General features: G+C 69.6%; 10 protein-coding genes and 1 pseudogene. 4 read left to right on the top strand and 7 right to left on the bottom strand.

What is annotated here, in order from left to right; all coding sequences use genetic code 11:
• Nucleotides 1–188 precede the first annotated feature (188 nt).
• Together dnaE and WJ35_RS00495 are read left to right on the top strand one after the other, a co-directional pair.
• Nucleotides 189–3,722, top strand: a complete 3,534-nt coding sequence (gene dnaE, locus WJ35_RS00490) for a DNA polymerase III subunit alpha (RefSeq protein WP_060232012.1) — start codon at nt 189–191, stop codon at nt 3,720–3,722.
• A gap of 138 nt (nt 3,723–3,860) precedes the next feature.
• Entirely contained in the window at nt 3,861–5,039 is a 1,179-nt protein-coding gene (locus tag WJ35_RS00495) for a glycosyltransferase family 9 protein (RefSeq protein ID WP_069238589.1), read from the top strand.
• A 186-nt stretch (nt 5,040–5,225) separates the two neighbouring features.
• Here WJ35_RS00495 and WJ35_RS00500 read toward each other — a convergent pair whose 3' ends face one another.
• From WJ35_RS00500 to WJ35_RS00510, 3 genes are all read right to left on the bottom strand, one after another.
• Entirely contained in the window at nt 5,226–6,512 is a 1,287-nt protein-coding gene (locus WJ35_RS00500) for an O-antigen ligase family protein (protein ID WP_069238590.1), read from the bottom strand.
• 133 nt (nt 6,513–6,645) lie between these two features.
• Nucleotides 6,646–7,488, bottom strand: a complete 843-nt coding sequence (locus tag WJ35_RS00505; protein WP_010100190.1) for a glycosyltransferase family 2 protein — start codon at nt 7,486–7,488, stop codon at nt 6,646–6,648.
• Nucleotides 7,489–7,619: 131 nt separating this feature from the next.
• Nucleotides 7,620–8,372, bottom strand: a complete 753-nt coding sequence (locus tag WJ35_RS00510) for a glycosyltransferase family 2 protein (RefSeq protein ID WP_060232004.1) — start codon at nt 8,370–8,372, stop codon at nt 7,620–7,622.
• Nucleotides 8,373–8,551: 179 nt separating this feature from the next.
• Between WJ35_RS00510 and msbA the strand changes: the two genes are divergently transcribed.
• On the top strand, nt 8,552–10,333 hold the full coding sequence (msbA, locus tag WJ35_RS00515; RefSeq protein ID WP_010091125.1) for a lipid A export permease/ATP-binding protein MsbA: 1,782 nt from the start codon (nt 8,552–8,554) through the stop codon (nt 10,331–10,333).
• Between the two features lie 101 nt (nt 10,334–10,434).
• Nucleotides 10,435–10,827, top strand: a complete 393-nt coding sequence (locus WJ35_RS00520) for an RcnB family protein (protein ID WP_011885591.1) — start codon at nt 10,435–10,437, stop codon at nt 10,825–10,827.
• A 74-nt stretch (nt 10,828–10,901) separates the two neighbouring features.
• On the opposite strand, the gene WJ35_RS00525 is transcribed toward WJ35_RS00520, so the two are convergent.
• The 4 genes and pseudogenes from WJ35_RS00525 to WJ35_RS00540 all read right to left on the bottom strand — a co-directional run bounded on the left by WJ35_RS00525 (nt 10,902) and on the right by WJ35_RS00540 (nt 14,335).
• A complete protein-coding gene (locus WJ35_RS00525; RefSeq protein WP_069238591.1) occupies nt 10,902–11,468 on the bottom strand; it encodes an FUSC family protein in 567 nt (188 codons plus the stop codon).
• Between the two features lie 40 nt (nt 11,469–11,508).
• Nucleotides 11,509–12,773, bottom strand: a pseudogene (locus WJ35_RS00530) (MFS transporter).
• Nucleotides 12,770–13,732: a PRC-barrel domain-containing protein gene (locus WJ35_RS00535; RefSeq protein WP_069238592.1), complete on the bottom strand. Its 963-nt coding sequence runs from the start codon at nt 13,730–13,732 to the stop codon at nt 12,770–12,772. The pseudogene WJ35_RS00530 and the gene WJ35_RS00535 overlap by 4 nt, the downstream one beginning before the upstream one ends.
• A 267-nt stretch (nt 13,733–13,999) precedes the next feature.
• A complete protein-coding gene (locus tag WJ35_RS00540) occupies nt 14,000–14,335 on the bottom strand; it encodes a YggL family protein (RefSeq protein WP_069238593.1) in 336 nt (111 codons plus the stop codon).
• Between the last annotated feature and the right edge of the window lie 232 nt (nt 14,336–14,567).

Raw genomic sequence — 14,567 nt, forward strand, 5'->3', positions numbered from 1 at the left:
GGAGGTTGCAAAAAAGGGTGCGAAGCCGGGCGGCGGATTCGAAAACTCGTATTATCCCGCAAACCGCGCGCCGGCCGGCATTCCGCCGTTCGGCCAACGGCGCGGCGCACGGTCGCGGGCATCGGCCGAACGGCCAGCGGGGGGATTTTTTGGGCAGCCCGTGCGGCGGGGCGGCTACAATAGCGCCCATGTCAGATCCCCGCTTCGTCCATCTTCGCGTCCACTCCGAATTCTCGATTGCCGACGGCATCGTGCGTCTCGACGACATCGTCAAGGCGGCGGCCGCGGACGGCCAGGGCGCGCTCGCCCTCACCGATCTCGGCAACGCGTTCGGCCTCGTCCGTTTCTACAAGGAAGCCCGCGGCAAGGGCATCAAGCCGATCGCCGGCTGCGATGTCTGGATCGCCAATCCCGACGATCGCGACAAGCCGTCGCGGCTGCTGCTGCTCGTCAAGGACAAGCGCGGCTACCTGAATCTCTGCGAGCTGCTTTCGAAGGCGTGGCTCACGAACCAGTACCGCGGCCGCGCGGAACTCGACGCGAGCTGGCTCGACGGCGAGCTCGCGCAAGGGCTGCTCGCCCTGTCGGGCGCGCAGCAGGGCGACATCGGCCTCGCGCTCGCGGCCGGCAACGAGGAGGCCGCGCGCCGCCACGCGCAGCGCTGGGCGAAGATGTTCCCGGGCGGCTTCTACATCGAGCTGCAGCGCTACGGCCAGCCTGGCGCCGAGGCGTACATCCAGCAGGCGGCGACCCTCGCCGCGGAGCTGAAGCTGCCGGTCGTCGCGACGCACCCGACGCAGTTCATGACCGACGACGATTTCACCGCGCACGAGGCGCGCGTGTGCATTTCGGAAGGCGACATCCTCGCGAATCCGCGCCGCCAGAAGCGTTTCACGACCGACCAGTACTTCCGCACGCAGGACGACATGGCCGCGCTGTTCGCCGACCTGCCGTCCGCGGTCGCGAACACCGTCGAGATCGCGAAGCGCTGCAACCTGACGCTCGAGCTCGGCAAGCCGAAGCTGCCGCTGTTCCCGACGCCGGACGGCATGTCGCTCGACGACTACCTGATCCAGCTGTCGAAGGAGGGGCTCGAGAAGCGCCTCGTGCAGCTGTATCCGGACGAAGCCGAACGCGACGCGCAGCGCGACACGTATTACAAGCGGCTCGAATTCGAGTGCGGGACCATCACGAAGATGGGCTTCCCGGGCTACTTCCTGATCGTTGCCGACTTCATCAACTGGGCGAAGAACAACGGCGTGCCGGTCGGGCCGGGCCGGGGTTCGGGCGCGGGTTCGCTCGTCGCCTACGCGCTCGGCATCACCGACCTCGATCCGCTGCGCTACAACCTGCTGTTCGAGCGCTTCCTGAACCCGGAGCGGGTGTCGATGCCCGACTTCGACATCGACTTCTGCCAGCACGGCCGCGATCGCGTGATCCAGTACGTGAAGGAGAAGTACGGCGCGGACGCGGTGTCGCAGATCGCCACGTTCGGCACGATGGCCGCGAAGGCGGCCGTGCGCGACATCGGCCGCGTGCTCGACCTCGGCTACATGTTCACCGACGGCGTCGCGAAGCTGATCCCGTTCAAGCCGGGCAAGCACGTGACGATCGCCGACGCGATGAAGGAGGAGCCGCAGCTCCAGGAGCGCTACGACCACGAGGACGAAGTGCACCAGCTGCTCGACCTCGCGCAGCGCGTCGAGGGCCTGACGCGCAACGTCGGGATGCACGCGGGCGGCGTGCTGATTGCGCCCGGCAAGCTGACCGACTTCTGTCCGCTCTACACGCAGGGCGACGACGGCGGCGTCGTCAGCCAGTACGACAAGGACGACGTCGAAGCGGTCGGCCTCGTGAAGTTCGACTTTCTGGGCCTCACGACGCTGACGATCCTCGACTGGGCGGAGCGCTATATCCGCCGCCTCGATCCGTCGAAGGCCGACTGGTCGCTCGCGCAGGTGCCGCTCGACGATGCCGCGTCGTTCCAGATCCTCAAGAAGGCCAACACGGTCGCCGTGTTCCAGCTGGAAAGCCGCGGCATGCAGGGCATGCTGAAGGACGCGCAGCCGGACCGCTTCGAGGACATCATCGCGCTCGTGTCGTTGTACCGTCCGGGCCCGATGGACCTGATCCCGAGCTTCTGCGCACGCAAGCACGGCCGCGAGAAGGTCGACTATCCGGACCCGCGCGTCGAACCCGTCCTGAAAGAGACCTACGGCATCATGGTCTATCAGGAGCAGGTGATGCAGATGGCGCAGATCATCGGCGGCTACTCGCTCGGTGGCGCGGACTTGCTGCGCCGCGCGATGGGCAAGAAGAAGCCCGAGGAGATGGCCGAGCATCGCGAGATCTTCGCCGCGGGCGCCGCGAAGAACGGCCTGTCCCGCGAGAAGTCCGACGAGATCTTCGACCTGATGGAGAAGTTCGCGGGCTACGGCTTCAACAAGTCGCACGCGGCGGCCTACGCGCTGCTCGCGTACTACACCGCGTGGCTGAAGGCGCACCATCCGGCCGAATTCATGGCGGCCAACATGACGCTCGCGATGGACGACACCGACAAGGTGAAGATCCTGTTCGACGATTGCGTCGTGAACAACCTGGCCGTGCTGCCGCCGGACATCAATCAGTCGCATTACCGGTTCGAGCCGGTCGCGGAAGCCGACGGCAAGCGCTCGCGCACGATCCGCTACGGGCTCGGCGCGGTGAAGGGCAGCGGCCAGAACGCGATCGAGGAAATCCTGCGCGCGCGCGAGGAGAAGCCGTTCGCCGACCTGTTCGATTTCTGCGAGCGGATCGACCGGCGCGTCGTGAACCGCCGCACGATCGAGGCGCTGATTCGCGCCGGTGCGTTCGATTCGCTGAACGCGAACCGTGCGCAGCTGCTCGCGTCGGTGCCGCTCGCGATGGAAGCGGCGGACCAGGCCGAGGCGAATGCGATGCAGGCGGGCCTGTTCGACATGGGCGCCGAGTCGCCGCATGCGCATGCGCTCGTCGACGAGCCGGCCTGGGACGACAAGCGCCGCCTGCAGGAAGAGAAGGGCGCGCTCGGCTTCTACCTGTCCGGCCACCTGTTCGATGCGTATCGCGACGAGGTGCGCCGGTTCGTGCGCCAGAAGGTCGGCGAGCTGAAGGAGGGGCGCGACAAGGTCGTGGCCGGCATCATCGCGTCGCTGCGCACGCAGATGACCCAGCGCGGCAAGATGCTGATCGCGCTGCTCGACGACGGCACGGGCCAGTGCGAGATCACGATCTTCAACGAGCAGTTCGAGGCGAACAAGGCGCTGTTCAAGGAAGACGAGCTGCTGATCGTGCAGGGGCAGGCGCGCAACGATGCGTTCACGGGCGGCATTCGCTTCACGGCCGATACCGTGATGGATCTCGAGCGTGCGCGCAGCCGCTATGCGCAGGCCGTGCGGTTGACGATGAACGGCAGTGCGGATGCAGCCGTGCTGCGCCGCGTGCTCGAGCCGCACGTGTCGAAGGCCGATCCGGCCGCGGCGAACGCCGTCGAAGCACCCGCGCCGCGCGGCGGCGGGCGCGACGGCGGCCGCCGGCAGCAGGCGCCGCTGCCGAACGGGCTCGCGGTCCAGATCCACTACAGCAATGCGCGTGCGCAAGGCGAGATGCGCCTTGGCGACGCGTGGCGCGTGAGGCCGAGCGACACGCTGCTCGCGGAGTTGCGCGCGGCGTTCAGTGGCAGCGTGGTCGAAATCACGTATTGAGCGCGCGGCCGGGCGCAGGCCGCGCGACGCGGGCCGGCCCCGTCGCACCGGCGTCGGCCGCTGCTTACCACCCCCACCGGCAGATGCAAAATCCTGTACATTGCCAGCCTTGTTTGCCAGCTAGACGGAACGATTGCCGTGGCCCTGTTTTCTTCCGCCCGCCCGCCCAGAACCATTCTCGTCGCCGCGCCGCGCCGTATCGGCGACGTGCTGCTGACGACGCCGCTCGTACGCTCGCTGAAGGCCCGCTGGCCGGACGCGCAGATCGACATGCTGGTGTTTCGCGGCACCGAGGGCGTGCTCGAGCACAATCCGGACGTGCGCCGCGTGATCGTGGTCGCGCAGCGCGCCGGGTTTCGCGAGCGGCTGCGCGACGCGCTGTCGATGTGGCGTCGCTACGATCTCGCGTGCGCGGCGCTGAGCTCCGACCGGCCGCGCTTCTATAGCTGGTTCGCGGGCCGCAAGCGGGTCGGCCTCGTCGATCCCGAGCGCGTCACGTGGCTGACGCGAATGATGCTGAACGGGATCGCCATCAACCATCACCAATCCGCGCATACCGTCGTCAGCACGCTCGCGCTCGCCCCCGTGATCGGCATCGAGCCGGTTTCCGAGGTCGTCGCGCCCGGCATCGGCGACGACCCCGCGCGGCGCGCCCGTTTCGACGCGCTGCTCGCCGAGTCGCCCGCGGTGCGCGACGGCAAGCCGCTCGTCGTTCTGCATCCGTATCCGATGTTCCGCTACAAGCAATGGCGGCTCGACGGCTGGGTCGAGATGATCGACTGGTTGCGCGGGCACGGCTTCGCGGTCGCGCTGTCGGGCGGTCCGGCCGACGGCGAGCGCGAGTATGCGGCGCGCGTCGCGGCCGAGGCGGGCGGCGACGTGCTGAATCTCGTCGGCCGCCTGACCTTCGGCGAGAGCGCGGAACTCGTGCGGCGCGCGCGGCTGTTCATCGGTCCCGACACGGGCGCAACGCACGTCGCCGCGGCGACCGGCACCGACACGATCGCCCTGTTCGGGCCGTCCGATCCGGTGCGCTGGGGGCCATGGCCGCAGCACTGGCCCGCGACCGAGAACCCGTGGCCGCTGCGCGGCTCGGGGCGGCACGGGAACGTCTGGCTGCTGCAGGGCGAAGGCGATTGCGTGCCGTGCCGGCATGAGGGATGCGAGCGCCACGTCGACAGCCGCAGCGACTGCCTCGTCAACCTGGGCGCGCGGCGCGTGAAGGCCGCGGCGGCCGAAATGCTCGGGCTGAATCCGCCGGACCCGGCGGGTGTGATCATCGATACGTCGCGGCTCGATCGGGCGCGTCGGGACTGACGCGTACCAGCCGCACGGTTTACAGAGCTGAATACGGGCGGCGACGCACGCGTGCCGCCGTACACGAGACGGTGCGGCAGGCGACTCCGTGACCGCCAGTCGCCAGTCGCCAGTCGCCAGCCGCCCAGCCGCCCAGCCGCCCAGCCGCCCAGCCGCCCAGCCGCCCAGCCGCCCAGCCGCCCAGCCTCAGGCGCTGCGCCGCAGCGCCGCCGTCTCGCGCGGCAGCGTGTCGCTGCGCGCCGCGCCGCAGCCGAGCAGGATGCCCGCGAGCAGCACGATCAGGTGGCCTTCGGCGAAGTCGAGCAGCAGCGAATTCGCGACGCTGCCGATCGTGAAGATCGCGAGCCACGCGAGCAGCAGGTGCCGCGAGCGCGGATCGAGCGCGAGGCTGCCGCGCGCGATCTGCACGATCAGGTTGACGAACAGCAGCAGGCCGAGCGTGCCGAGCTGGACGGCCATCAGCAGGTATTCGTTGTGCGGATTCGACGTGAGCTGCCCTTCGGCGGCGCTCTTGCCGGCCGCCAGCTTCTGGAATTCGAACTCGAGGCCGCCCGCGCCGTAGCCGATCACCGGCCGCGCGCGATACAGCTCGAGCCCCTTCTTGTACCACTCGAGCCGCAGCCCGGTCGACGTGACGGCATCGTTCTGCCGGTACTGCTGCACTTCGGAGACGACCTTCGTGAGCCGGCCGTTGTGCACGGTACAAGCAGCGGCGACGAGCGCGGCGCCCGCCAGCACCAGCGCGCCCGCGGCGAGGCCCGCGCGCAGCGGCGACTGCCTGCGCAGCACGAGCAGGCAGCGCACGGCGACGACGCCGATCAGCAGCAGCGCGATCAGCTGGCCCGTGCGCCCTTGCAGCATCACGAACACGTATGCCAGCGACCACGCGGCGATGCCCGCGCAGGCGGCGCGCGTCAGCGCCGTGCGCGCCGACAGCGCGAGATCGGCCGCCTGGTAGAACAGCAGCGCGCCGAACATGCCGGCCGCGATGTGGTTCTTGAACACCCACGCGCGCGAGACCGGCAAGTCGGCCGCGTGCGCGGGCCCGATCGCGGTCAGTCCGAGATAGTTGGTCGTCGACAGCAGGAGGATCACGCACAGCGTGCCGAACCAGCAGCGCCGCACGATCGGCGCCCAGTTCGCCGCACGGCGGAACGCGATTACCGCAAACGGCAGCAACAGCAGCTTGTCGTATTTCGCAACCCAGCTCCATGCCTTGTCGTGCGGCGCGACCGTATACGCGACGCTCGCGGCCAGCGCGGCGAGCACGAGCAGCGCAGCGAGCGATGCGGGGTGGGTGACGAACGAGCGCAGATTGCGCCAGAACTCGGGCGTGACGACGAGCGTGACCGCGAACAGCGCGCAGAACACGTTGGTCAGCGCGGTCGACACGGGCACCATGCACAGCGCGGCGACGGCGAATGCGCGGGCGGCGGCCAGGCGCCGCGGCGCGGGGGCGGAAAATGATGGCATCGGAACCTGTCGGTTGGGCCGGTGGCGGCACGCAGCACGGTGCCGCCCGCCGTGCGTCCCGGCAGCGGGGCCGGGACAAACCGCAAAGTATACGCGAACCGCCGGGCGTTTCCGGACGGTTGACGGGGTCCGATCAGCTGAACGCCCGCTTGATCCGCGAGCGCAGCAGCGCGCGTTTCAGGCCGCCAACGACAGCCGGCGTATCGAGCGCGACGCGCGTGCCGGCCGGTTCGCCGCGATGCAGGTAGTAGCGGTCGAAGGTTGCCTGCGTCATCCCCCATTTGTTGAGGAACTGGCGGCGTCCGTCGTTCTTGACGATCTTGCCGGTGCTCTTCTGCTGGAAGTGGTAGACGAGGCTGTCGCCGGCGCCGAGGAAGATCCGGCAGCCGGCGTCCCAGAATTTCATCGAGAAGTCGTTGTCGCTGCTCATGCCGGGCGACAGCTCGCTGCTGTAGCCGCCGATGCGGTTCCACCAGTCGCGGTGCACGAGCGTGGGCGGCCAGGTCGAGCCGAGCCAGTCGGCGCGCGCGAGCTTCGGCGCGGCCGCGACGAGTCCCGCCGCGTCGAAATGCTCGGCGTCCCGGCCGAAATCGCCGACCACGACACACGGGTTGCGCGTGTCGACCGGCTCGACCATCGTGCCGGACAGCATGAACAGGTCGGTCGGCATCTGCTCGATGCGCCGCACGAGCGCGGCATCCCAGCCGGGAAGGCAATACATGTCGTCGTTCATGTAGACGACATAGTCGCGCGTCGCGCGCGCCGCGGCGAGGTTCACCGCGTGGCAGATGCCGATGTTCGCCGGCGACGCCGTGTGCTCGATGCCTTCGCTGCGCACCCAGTCGAGCGTGCCGTCCGAGCCGTCGTTCACGTGCACGATGATCTGGTGCTCGTGCGCGGAGTGGCGGCGCAGGCTGTCGACGACAAGCTTGAGGTACGGCAGGTTGTTCCAGGTCGGGATGATGATGGAGAACATGGCGGTCGGATTCGGTGGTCGTCGTGTCGGGCGGCGCGGCCGCGTGGGCACGCACGCCGCGCGGGCAGGCCGGCATTGTAACGCCCGGCGGGGCGGGCGCCGCCGGCGGCGCAGCGGCGGATGAGCCGGCGTCAGCGCGCCGGCTCGTGGCCGAGCTTCAGGAAACGGTAGTAGACGGTCTCCGCGTTGAAGATCGCGATCATGAATCCCGCGCGCCCGTCGAGAAAGCCGCGCCGGAGCACGTAAGTGCGCAGGAACGCCCACGCGCCGCGCGCGAGCGCCTTGCCGAAGCCGCCGCGCTGGCCGGCCGCGCGGCGCTGGCGCGCGCCGGCCGTCGAGTACGCGTCGAGCTTGCGCACGACGGTCTCGAAATCCTCGTACGAGTAGTGCATCAGCTTGCCGGACAGGCGCTGCGCGGGCGTGTCGAACACGAGCCGCTCGTGCACGAGATCGTCGGAGAAGCGTGCGCTGCCGCGGCGGAACAGGCGCGGCACCCAGTCCGGATACCAGCCGCTGTGGCGGACCCACTGGCCGCAGAAGCTCGACAGCCGGTCGAGCGCATAGACTTGCGCGGCCGGCGTCCGGATCGCGGCGCGGATCGATTGCGCGAGTTCGGGGCTGACGATCTCGTCGGTGTCGAGCGACAGGATCCAGTCGGTGGCCAGCGCGTCGAGCGCGCGGTTCTTCTGCGGGCCGAAGCCGGGCCAGTCGCGCGCGACGATCACGCGCGCGCCGTGCGCCTGCGCGATCGCGACGGTGTCGTCGGTGCTGCCGCCGTCGATCACGACGATGTCGTCGGCGAAGGCCAGCGCATCGAGGCATTGCGCGAGCCGCGCGGACGCGTTGAGGGCGATGAGAGCGACGCCGAGGGTGGGTTCTGCCATGAAATCGTCGAAGCTGCGGGTGGAACGGTGTGCGGCAGTATACCCGCGGCCCGGCGGCCGGCCGTGCCGGCAAGGGTGGTGCGGCTATAATATCGGGCCTTTTCGGCACCCGCCCGGCGGGGTCGGAGTTCCGGTCGAAACCCGCCCGGGCGCCGCGCCGCGGCTCAAGAAGGATTGCCTTGGAAACCCAGAACACTCTTCGCAAATCGCTGAACGCCGGCGGCACGTCGCCGGTCACGGTCTTCAAGCGCCTGTGGCCGTACATCAAGCCGCTCCTCGGCATCGTGCTGCTCGCCGTCGTCACGATGGGCGTCGTCGCGGCGACGGAGGCCGGGATTCCGGCGCTGCTCAAGCCGCTCCTCGACCACGGTTTCGGCGCGCACGGCAGCGACCGCGCGAAGTGGTACGTGCCGGTCGCGGTGATCGGCCTCGCGCTCGTGCGCGGCGTGTCGCAGTACGCGTCGGGTTACCTGCTCAGCTACGTATCGAACCGCATCCTGCTGCAGCTGCGCCTGGAGATGTTCCAGCGGATGATCCATACGAGCGCGTCGTTCTTCCAGCGCGAGACCGCGAGCACGGTGATCAATGCGATCGTCTTCGAGGTGAACCAGATTCTCTCGGTGCTGACGGGCGTGATGGTCACGCTCGTGCGCGACTCGATGACGGTGATCTTCCTGCTCGGCTACCTGTTCTACCTGAACTGGCGGCTCACGCTGATCGTCGCGGTGATCCTGCCGGGCATCGGCTGGCTCGTCAGCAAGATCAACCGCCGGCTGCGCCGCCTGAACCGCGAGCACCAGACGCTCACGAACGAGCTGTCGTACATCGTCGAGGAGACGGTCGGCGGCTACAAGGTCGTCAAGGTGCATAACGGCGAGCCGTACGAAATCGACCGCTTTACCGCGATGAGCAAGCGCCTGCGCGGCTATGCGATGCGGATGACGGTGTCGGGCGGCCTCGCGCAGCCGATCACGCAGTTTCTCGCGTCGATCGCGCTGGCGGTCGTGATCACGATCGCGGTCTTTCAATCGTCGAACGACCAGACGACGGTCGGCGGCTTCGTGGCGTTCGTGACGTCGATGCTGCTGGTGATCTCGCCGCTCAAGCACCTGATCGACGTGAACCAGCCGCTGCAGCGCGGGATGACGGCCGCCGAGCTGATCTTCGGCCTGATCGACGAGCCGGCCGAGCCGAGCGGCGGCGGGCGGCCGCTCGCGAACGCGCGCGGCGAAATCGAGTTCCGCGGCGTGACGTTCGACTACGGCGCGGCCGAGCGGCCGACGCTCGACCGGATCTCGTTCAAGGTCGCGCCGGGCGAGATGGTCGCGCTTGCGGGGCCGTCCGGCAGCGGCAAGACGACGCTCGTGAACCTGCTGCCGCGCTTCTTCGATCCGACCGGCGGCTCGGTTCTGCTCGACGGCGTGCCGATCGCCGACTACGACATCCATGCGCTGCGCAGCCAGATGGCGATGGTGAGCCAGGACGTCGTGCTGTTCAACGACACGATCGCCGCGAACGTCGCCTACGGACAGACGCCGGATCGCGCGCGCGTGCAGGCGGCGCTCGAGGCGGCGAACCTCGCGGACGCGGTCGCCGCGATGCCCGACGGGCTGGATACGGTCGTCGGCGGCAACGGGATGCGCTTGTCCGGCGGCCAGCGCCAGCGTCTCGCGATCGCGCGTGCGATCTACAAGGACGCGCCGATCCTGATCCTCGACGAAGCCACGTCGGCGCTGGATTCCGAATCGGAACGCCACGTGCAGGCGGCGCTCGAGCGGCTGATGGAAGGCCGCACGACGCTCGTGATCGCGCATCGGCTGTCGACGATCGAGCGCGCCGACCGCATCCTCGTGCTCGAAGCCGGCAAGATCGCCGAAGAGGGCACCCACGACGAACTGCTGCGACACGGCGGCCTGTACGCGCACCTGCACCGCATCCAGTACCAGCAACAGGCGGCCTGACGTTCGACACATGCCCCGTGCGCCCCGCGTGCCATGTGCTAGCCTTGATCGTGCAGGCCCGGTTGTTTCCTGTTCGGCATGACGACACGGAGGGAAGAACGATGACGAAGATGCACGGGATGATGCTGGCCGCGCTGGTCGCGGCAGGTTTCGCGGCGCCGGCCGCGATGGCGCAAGGTCACGGGAACCAGGGCAACTACGGCGATCACGGCGGCCCCGGCATGCACCGCGGCCACGGCCCGAAGCACATGCCGCCCGGTCAGGCGATGCATCGCGACGACGACGTACCGCCGCGCTGGGCCGATCAGCCTCGCCGCGACTGGCACCGGGGCGACCGGCTGCCGCCCGAATTCCGCGATCGCCAGTACGTCGTCGACGATTGGCGCGGCTACCATCTGAGCGCGCCACCGCGCGGCTATCAGTGGGTCGGCGTCGGCGGCGATTATCTGCTCGTGCAGATCGGCTCGGGCATCGTGTTGCGGGTCGGCCCCTAACCGTTTCGCCCGATCGCTGCCGCACCAGGCTGCCGGGGCCGGCGCCCCGGCGATCGCCTCGCGTGCGGCCGGACCTAGCCCGCGGCGCGGCGAAACCAGCGCCGCTCGATCTTCGACGTCGCCCAGCACACGCCGAGCGCGCACACCGTGCCGAGCGTCACCTCGCCGAGCCGCACGAGCGGAATGTCCCACAGCGGGCCGCTGCCCGGAAACAGCATCACGATCGTCGCGGTGACGCCGCCGAGCCGCGCCGCGCTGCCGACGTTCAGGCACCAGCAGCAGACGATCACGACCGCGACCGCGGTCGCATAGGCGAGCATGTCGTGGCCGCCGCCCAGCGCGGCGCCCGCGAAGCCGAGCACGCCGCCGACCATCGCGCCGACGAACTGGTCGCGCGACAGCGACATCGTGTCCGCGTAACTGTGCTGGGTGACCGCGATCGCGGTGATCGCGGCCCAGACCGCCTGCTCGGTGTGCAGCGCGCGGCCGATGCCGTAGGCGAGGCACGCGCCGCACACGGCCTGCAGCGCCATCAGCCCGCCTTGCGCGAGCCGCTGGCGCAGCGACAGCCCCTTGAACAGGTCGAAGACCGACTGCTGGATCTGTTGCCGGGTTTCGTTGAGTGTCCTGAGCGTGTTCATCGTCTGGCTGCCATGAATCGGGTGGCGCGGGCGCCCGGCGTCAGTGCGCCTGTTCGGGCGACGCGGGGGCGGACGCCTCGGCCTGGTCGTCGCCGTTCTCGACGCGCGTTTCGGGCATCGCGAGCCACACGAGCAGCACCGCGAGCGCGCCGGCCGCGGCGAGCCCGAAGAAGCTGACCGCATTGCCGAAATGGTCGGCGATGTAGCCGGCCACGGCCGTGCTGAAGGTTGCGCCGATCCCCGCCGCGAGGCCGAACAGGCCGATGCACAGGTTGTAGCGGCCCTTGCCGCCCGCGACGTCCGCGGCGATCAGCGGCAGCATCACGCCGAACACCGCGGCGCTGATGCCGTCGAGCATCTGCACCGGCACGAGCAGGTACGGGCTGCTCACGCCCGCGAACAGGAGCGCGCGCACCGGCAGCGCCGAGAAGCCGAGCAGCAGGATCGGCCGGCGGCCCCAGCGCTGCGCGGAGCGGCCGACCCACGGCGACAGCATCGCGACGATCGCCTGCGGAACGATGATGCACGCGGCGATCACGAGCTGCACGTTCTCGCCCATGCCGGCCGTCACTTCGCCGGCCGCGAGGTTCAGCATCGCCGCGTTCGACAGGTGGAACAGCACGACGCACGCGGCGAAGGTCAGCATCCGGCGGTCGCGCAGCAGCTCGAGCAGCGTCTCGCGCTCCTCGCCGTCGTCCTTGTCGTCGTGCTTGCCGCCGACGTGCGGGATCACCGTATATGGGTCGGCTGGATCATCGCGAGCGCGAACAGCGCGGGCAGCGCGAGCACGGCGGTCAGCCAGAACACCGCGCGCGCGGAGAAGTATTCGCCGGTGAGCCCCATCAGGCCCGCCGCGACCGCGCTGCCGATCGACGCCCAGCGCGCGTTGCGGCCGAGCCGGTCGCCGAGGTCCGCGCGGCCGACCAGCGAGAACGAGATCGCCGCCATCGCCGGCACGAGCATGCAGCTCGCGAAGCCGTGGAACACCTCGGCCGCGATCACCGGCACGATCGTCGGGCTGGCGGCCAGCAGCACGGCGGACAGGATGATCGCGGCGATCGCCCACGCGGCCGCGCCTTTCTTGTTCTTCAGCGCGTCGACGGCCGCGCCGCCCGGCACCTGGCTCACCATCGCGCTGATCGTGCCGATCGACAGCACCATGCCGATTTCGCCCTGCGTCCACTTGTGCGATGCGAGGTACGACGCGATGAACGGACCGAAGCCCGTTTGAACGTTTGCCACGAAGAAGTTGAGCCAGTCGAGCGCCCGGAGGCTGCGCACGCTGACGGTCTGGTGGATCGTCATCGCGTGGCACTCGCAGGCGAGGCCGGCGCGGGGGCGGGCGGCGGCGAGACGGCGACGAGCGGCTTGTCCGCCGCGTAGGGCGGCGACGCCTTGATCTGCGCGTCGTTGAGGTCGAGCTGCGGGCGCAGCGTCTTGTCGCGCGTGACGAAGCGCAGCGCGGCCCAGTTCGCGGCGATCGAGCGGCGCTCCGGGTTGACGAGCCCGCCAAGGTCGAGCACGACCGCCTGCGGCTGCGCGTCGCGGTCGATCAGCACGTCGACGACGCGGCCGATCTTCGTGCCGTTCGGCCGTTCGACGTCGCTGTCGAGCATCGGCAGGCGCGTGGCCGGCGACGCGGCGGACGAGCCGGACAGCGGCACCGCCTTCGGCCGGGCGGCCGGCGGCAGCTCGCCCGGCGGCACGTCGAGCACGATCGGCGCGCGCTTGCCGCCCGGCAGGAAGCGGAACACGCTCCACGGGAAGCTGACCTTGCGGTCGCCGACGCCCATGAAGCCCTGCAGGTTGACGATCATCTCGCGCGGCTTGCCGCTCGGGTCGGTCACCATGTCGACCGCGCGGCCGATCACCTTGCCGTTGCGGCGGGCGACTTCGCTGTCGAGCAGCGCGTGGATCTGCGAACGCTCGATCGGACGCGTTGCAACGAGCGGGGGCGGCGGTGGGGGCGGCGGCGTGGGCGATTCGGGGCGCTGCACGGGCTTCGGGCGCGTCACCTCGCGGTGCGGCTTCTTCGGCGCTTCCTGTCCTTCGGGCTGTACGAGCGGCGGGACGGGCGGCATCGTCAGCGGTTCGCCCGCGGTTTCCTCGACCGGCTCGACGAGCGCCTCGCTGATCGGCGCGGGCGGGTTTTGGGTCGGCAGCAGCCCGCAGCCGGACAGCAGTGCGGCGGCCGCGAGAGCGACCATGACCGTCGACGACGGGAATGACATGCGGGACGCGTGAAGCGGATATCCGCCGCTCATTGAAAACTCACTCCAAGGGTCGGGGGCGGGCCCGGAGGCACGCGGCTGGCGATGGAAGGCGGGTGCGTGCGGCGCACCACGCGAGGGGAGAGTTTACCGTGTCTTCCTTTCAGCACCCGATTTCTGCCGAGGAATGGGAGCGGGGCGCGGGGATTGCGCCGAACGGCCGCAACGGGAAGGAGCGGGGAAGGGGGCGGAAGCGCGCCTGACCGCGTGGCGGCGGACAGGCGGCGTCGGTGGTGGACGGGCCGGGCGGCCCTTGGAACGTCAGGCGTCCGGGTACCACGCGTCGCTGAATTCGCTGACCTGCACGTCGGTCAGCTCGGCGCGGGCGGCGAGCCATGCGCGCACGGTCTCGCGGTCCGCGTCGGTCGTCGTGCCGCGCGGCGCGCCGGAAATCACGTAGGCGCTGATGCCTTCGTCCGCGGACGCGACGGTCAGCAGCCCGTTCGCCTCGACGAAATCGATGAATGCATCGATCAGTTCGCCGCGCTGGAGGTCGCTCAGCTCGGTGCGGTATTGGGCCGATGCGCAGAAGGCCAGCTCCTGGAATTCGCCGATGTGGAGCTTCTTGCGCTGGCGGCGGTTGTGGCTTTTGCTCATGGTGTAGGTGCTGAGTGAATGCGGGGTGGAAAAGCGCAGCGCACCGGCGGGTGCGGAACGATTTGAGGCGTGCTGCCGTGATGCGAGATGATACGGGAAGGTTAGCGCTGCCGTCCGCGCCGCCAAAGGAGCATCGTCGGTTTACCTAAACAAACCTCAATATTTCGGGGCGGCCGCTGTTCGTCGATTGCGGATCGTCATCGGGCGGGCCCCATCGGGACTGATCGGGCGC

The organism is Burkholderia ubonensis (assembly GCF_001718695.1).
Taxonomy (GTDB): domain Bacteria; phylum Pseudomonadota; class Gammaproteobacteria; order Burkholderiales; family Burkholderiaceae; genus Burkholderia; species Burkholderia ubonensis_B.

Excerpts from the sequence above, each read along its gene's own strand:
- WJ35_RS00520 (WP_011885591.1), top strand. The coding sequence starts at position 10,435 with ATGACGAAGATGCACGGGATGATGCTGGCCGCGCTGGTCGCGGCAGGT.
- dnaE (WP_060232012.1), top strand. The coding sequence starts at position 189 with ATGTCAGATCCCCGCTTCGTCCATCTTCGCGTCCACTCCGAATTCTCG.
- WJ35_RS00500 (WP_069238590.1), bottom strand. The coding sequence starts at position 6,512 with ATGCCATCATTTTCCGCCCCCGCGCCGCGGCGCCTGGCCGCCGCCCGC.
- WJ35_RS00510 (WP_060232004.1), bottom strand. The coding sequence starts at position 8,372 with ATGGCAGAACCCACCCTCGGCGTCGCTCTCATCGCCCTCAACGCGTCC.
- WJ35_RS00535 (WP_069238592.1), bottom strand. The coding sequence starts at position 13,732 with ATGAGCGGCGGATATCCGCTTCACGCGTCCCGCATGTCATTCCCGTCG.
- WJ35_RS00540 (WP_069238593.1), bottom strand. The coding sequence starts at position 14,335 with ATGAGCAAAAGCCACAACCGCCGCCAGCGCAAGAAGCTCCACATCGGC.
- WJ35_RS00505 (WP_010100190.1), bottom strand. The coding sequence starts at position 7,488 with ATGTTCTCCATCATCATCCCGACCTGGAACAACCTGCCGTACCTCAAG.
- WJ35_RS00525 (WP_069238591.1), bottom strand. The coding sequence starts at position 11,468 with ATGAACACGCTCAGGACACTCAACGAAACCCGGCAACAGATCCAGCAG.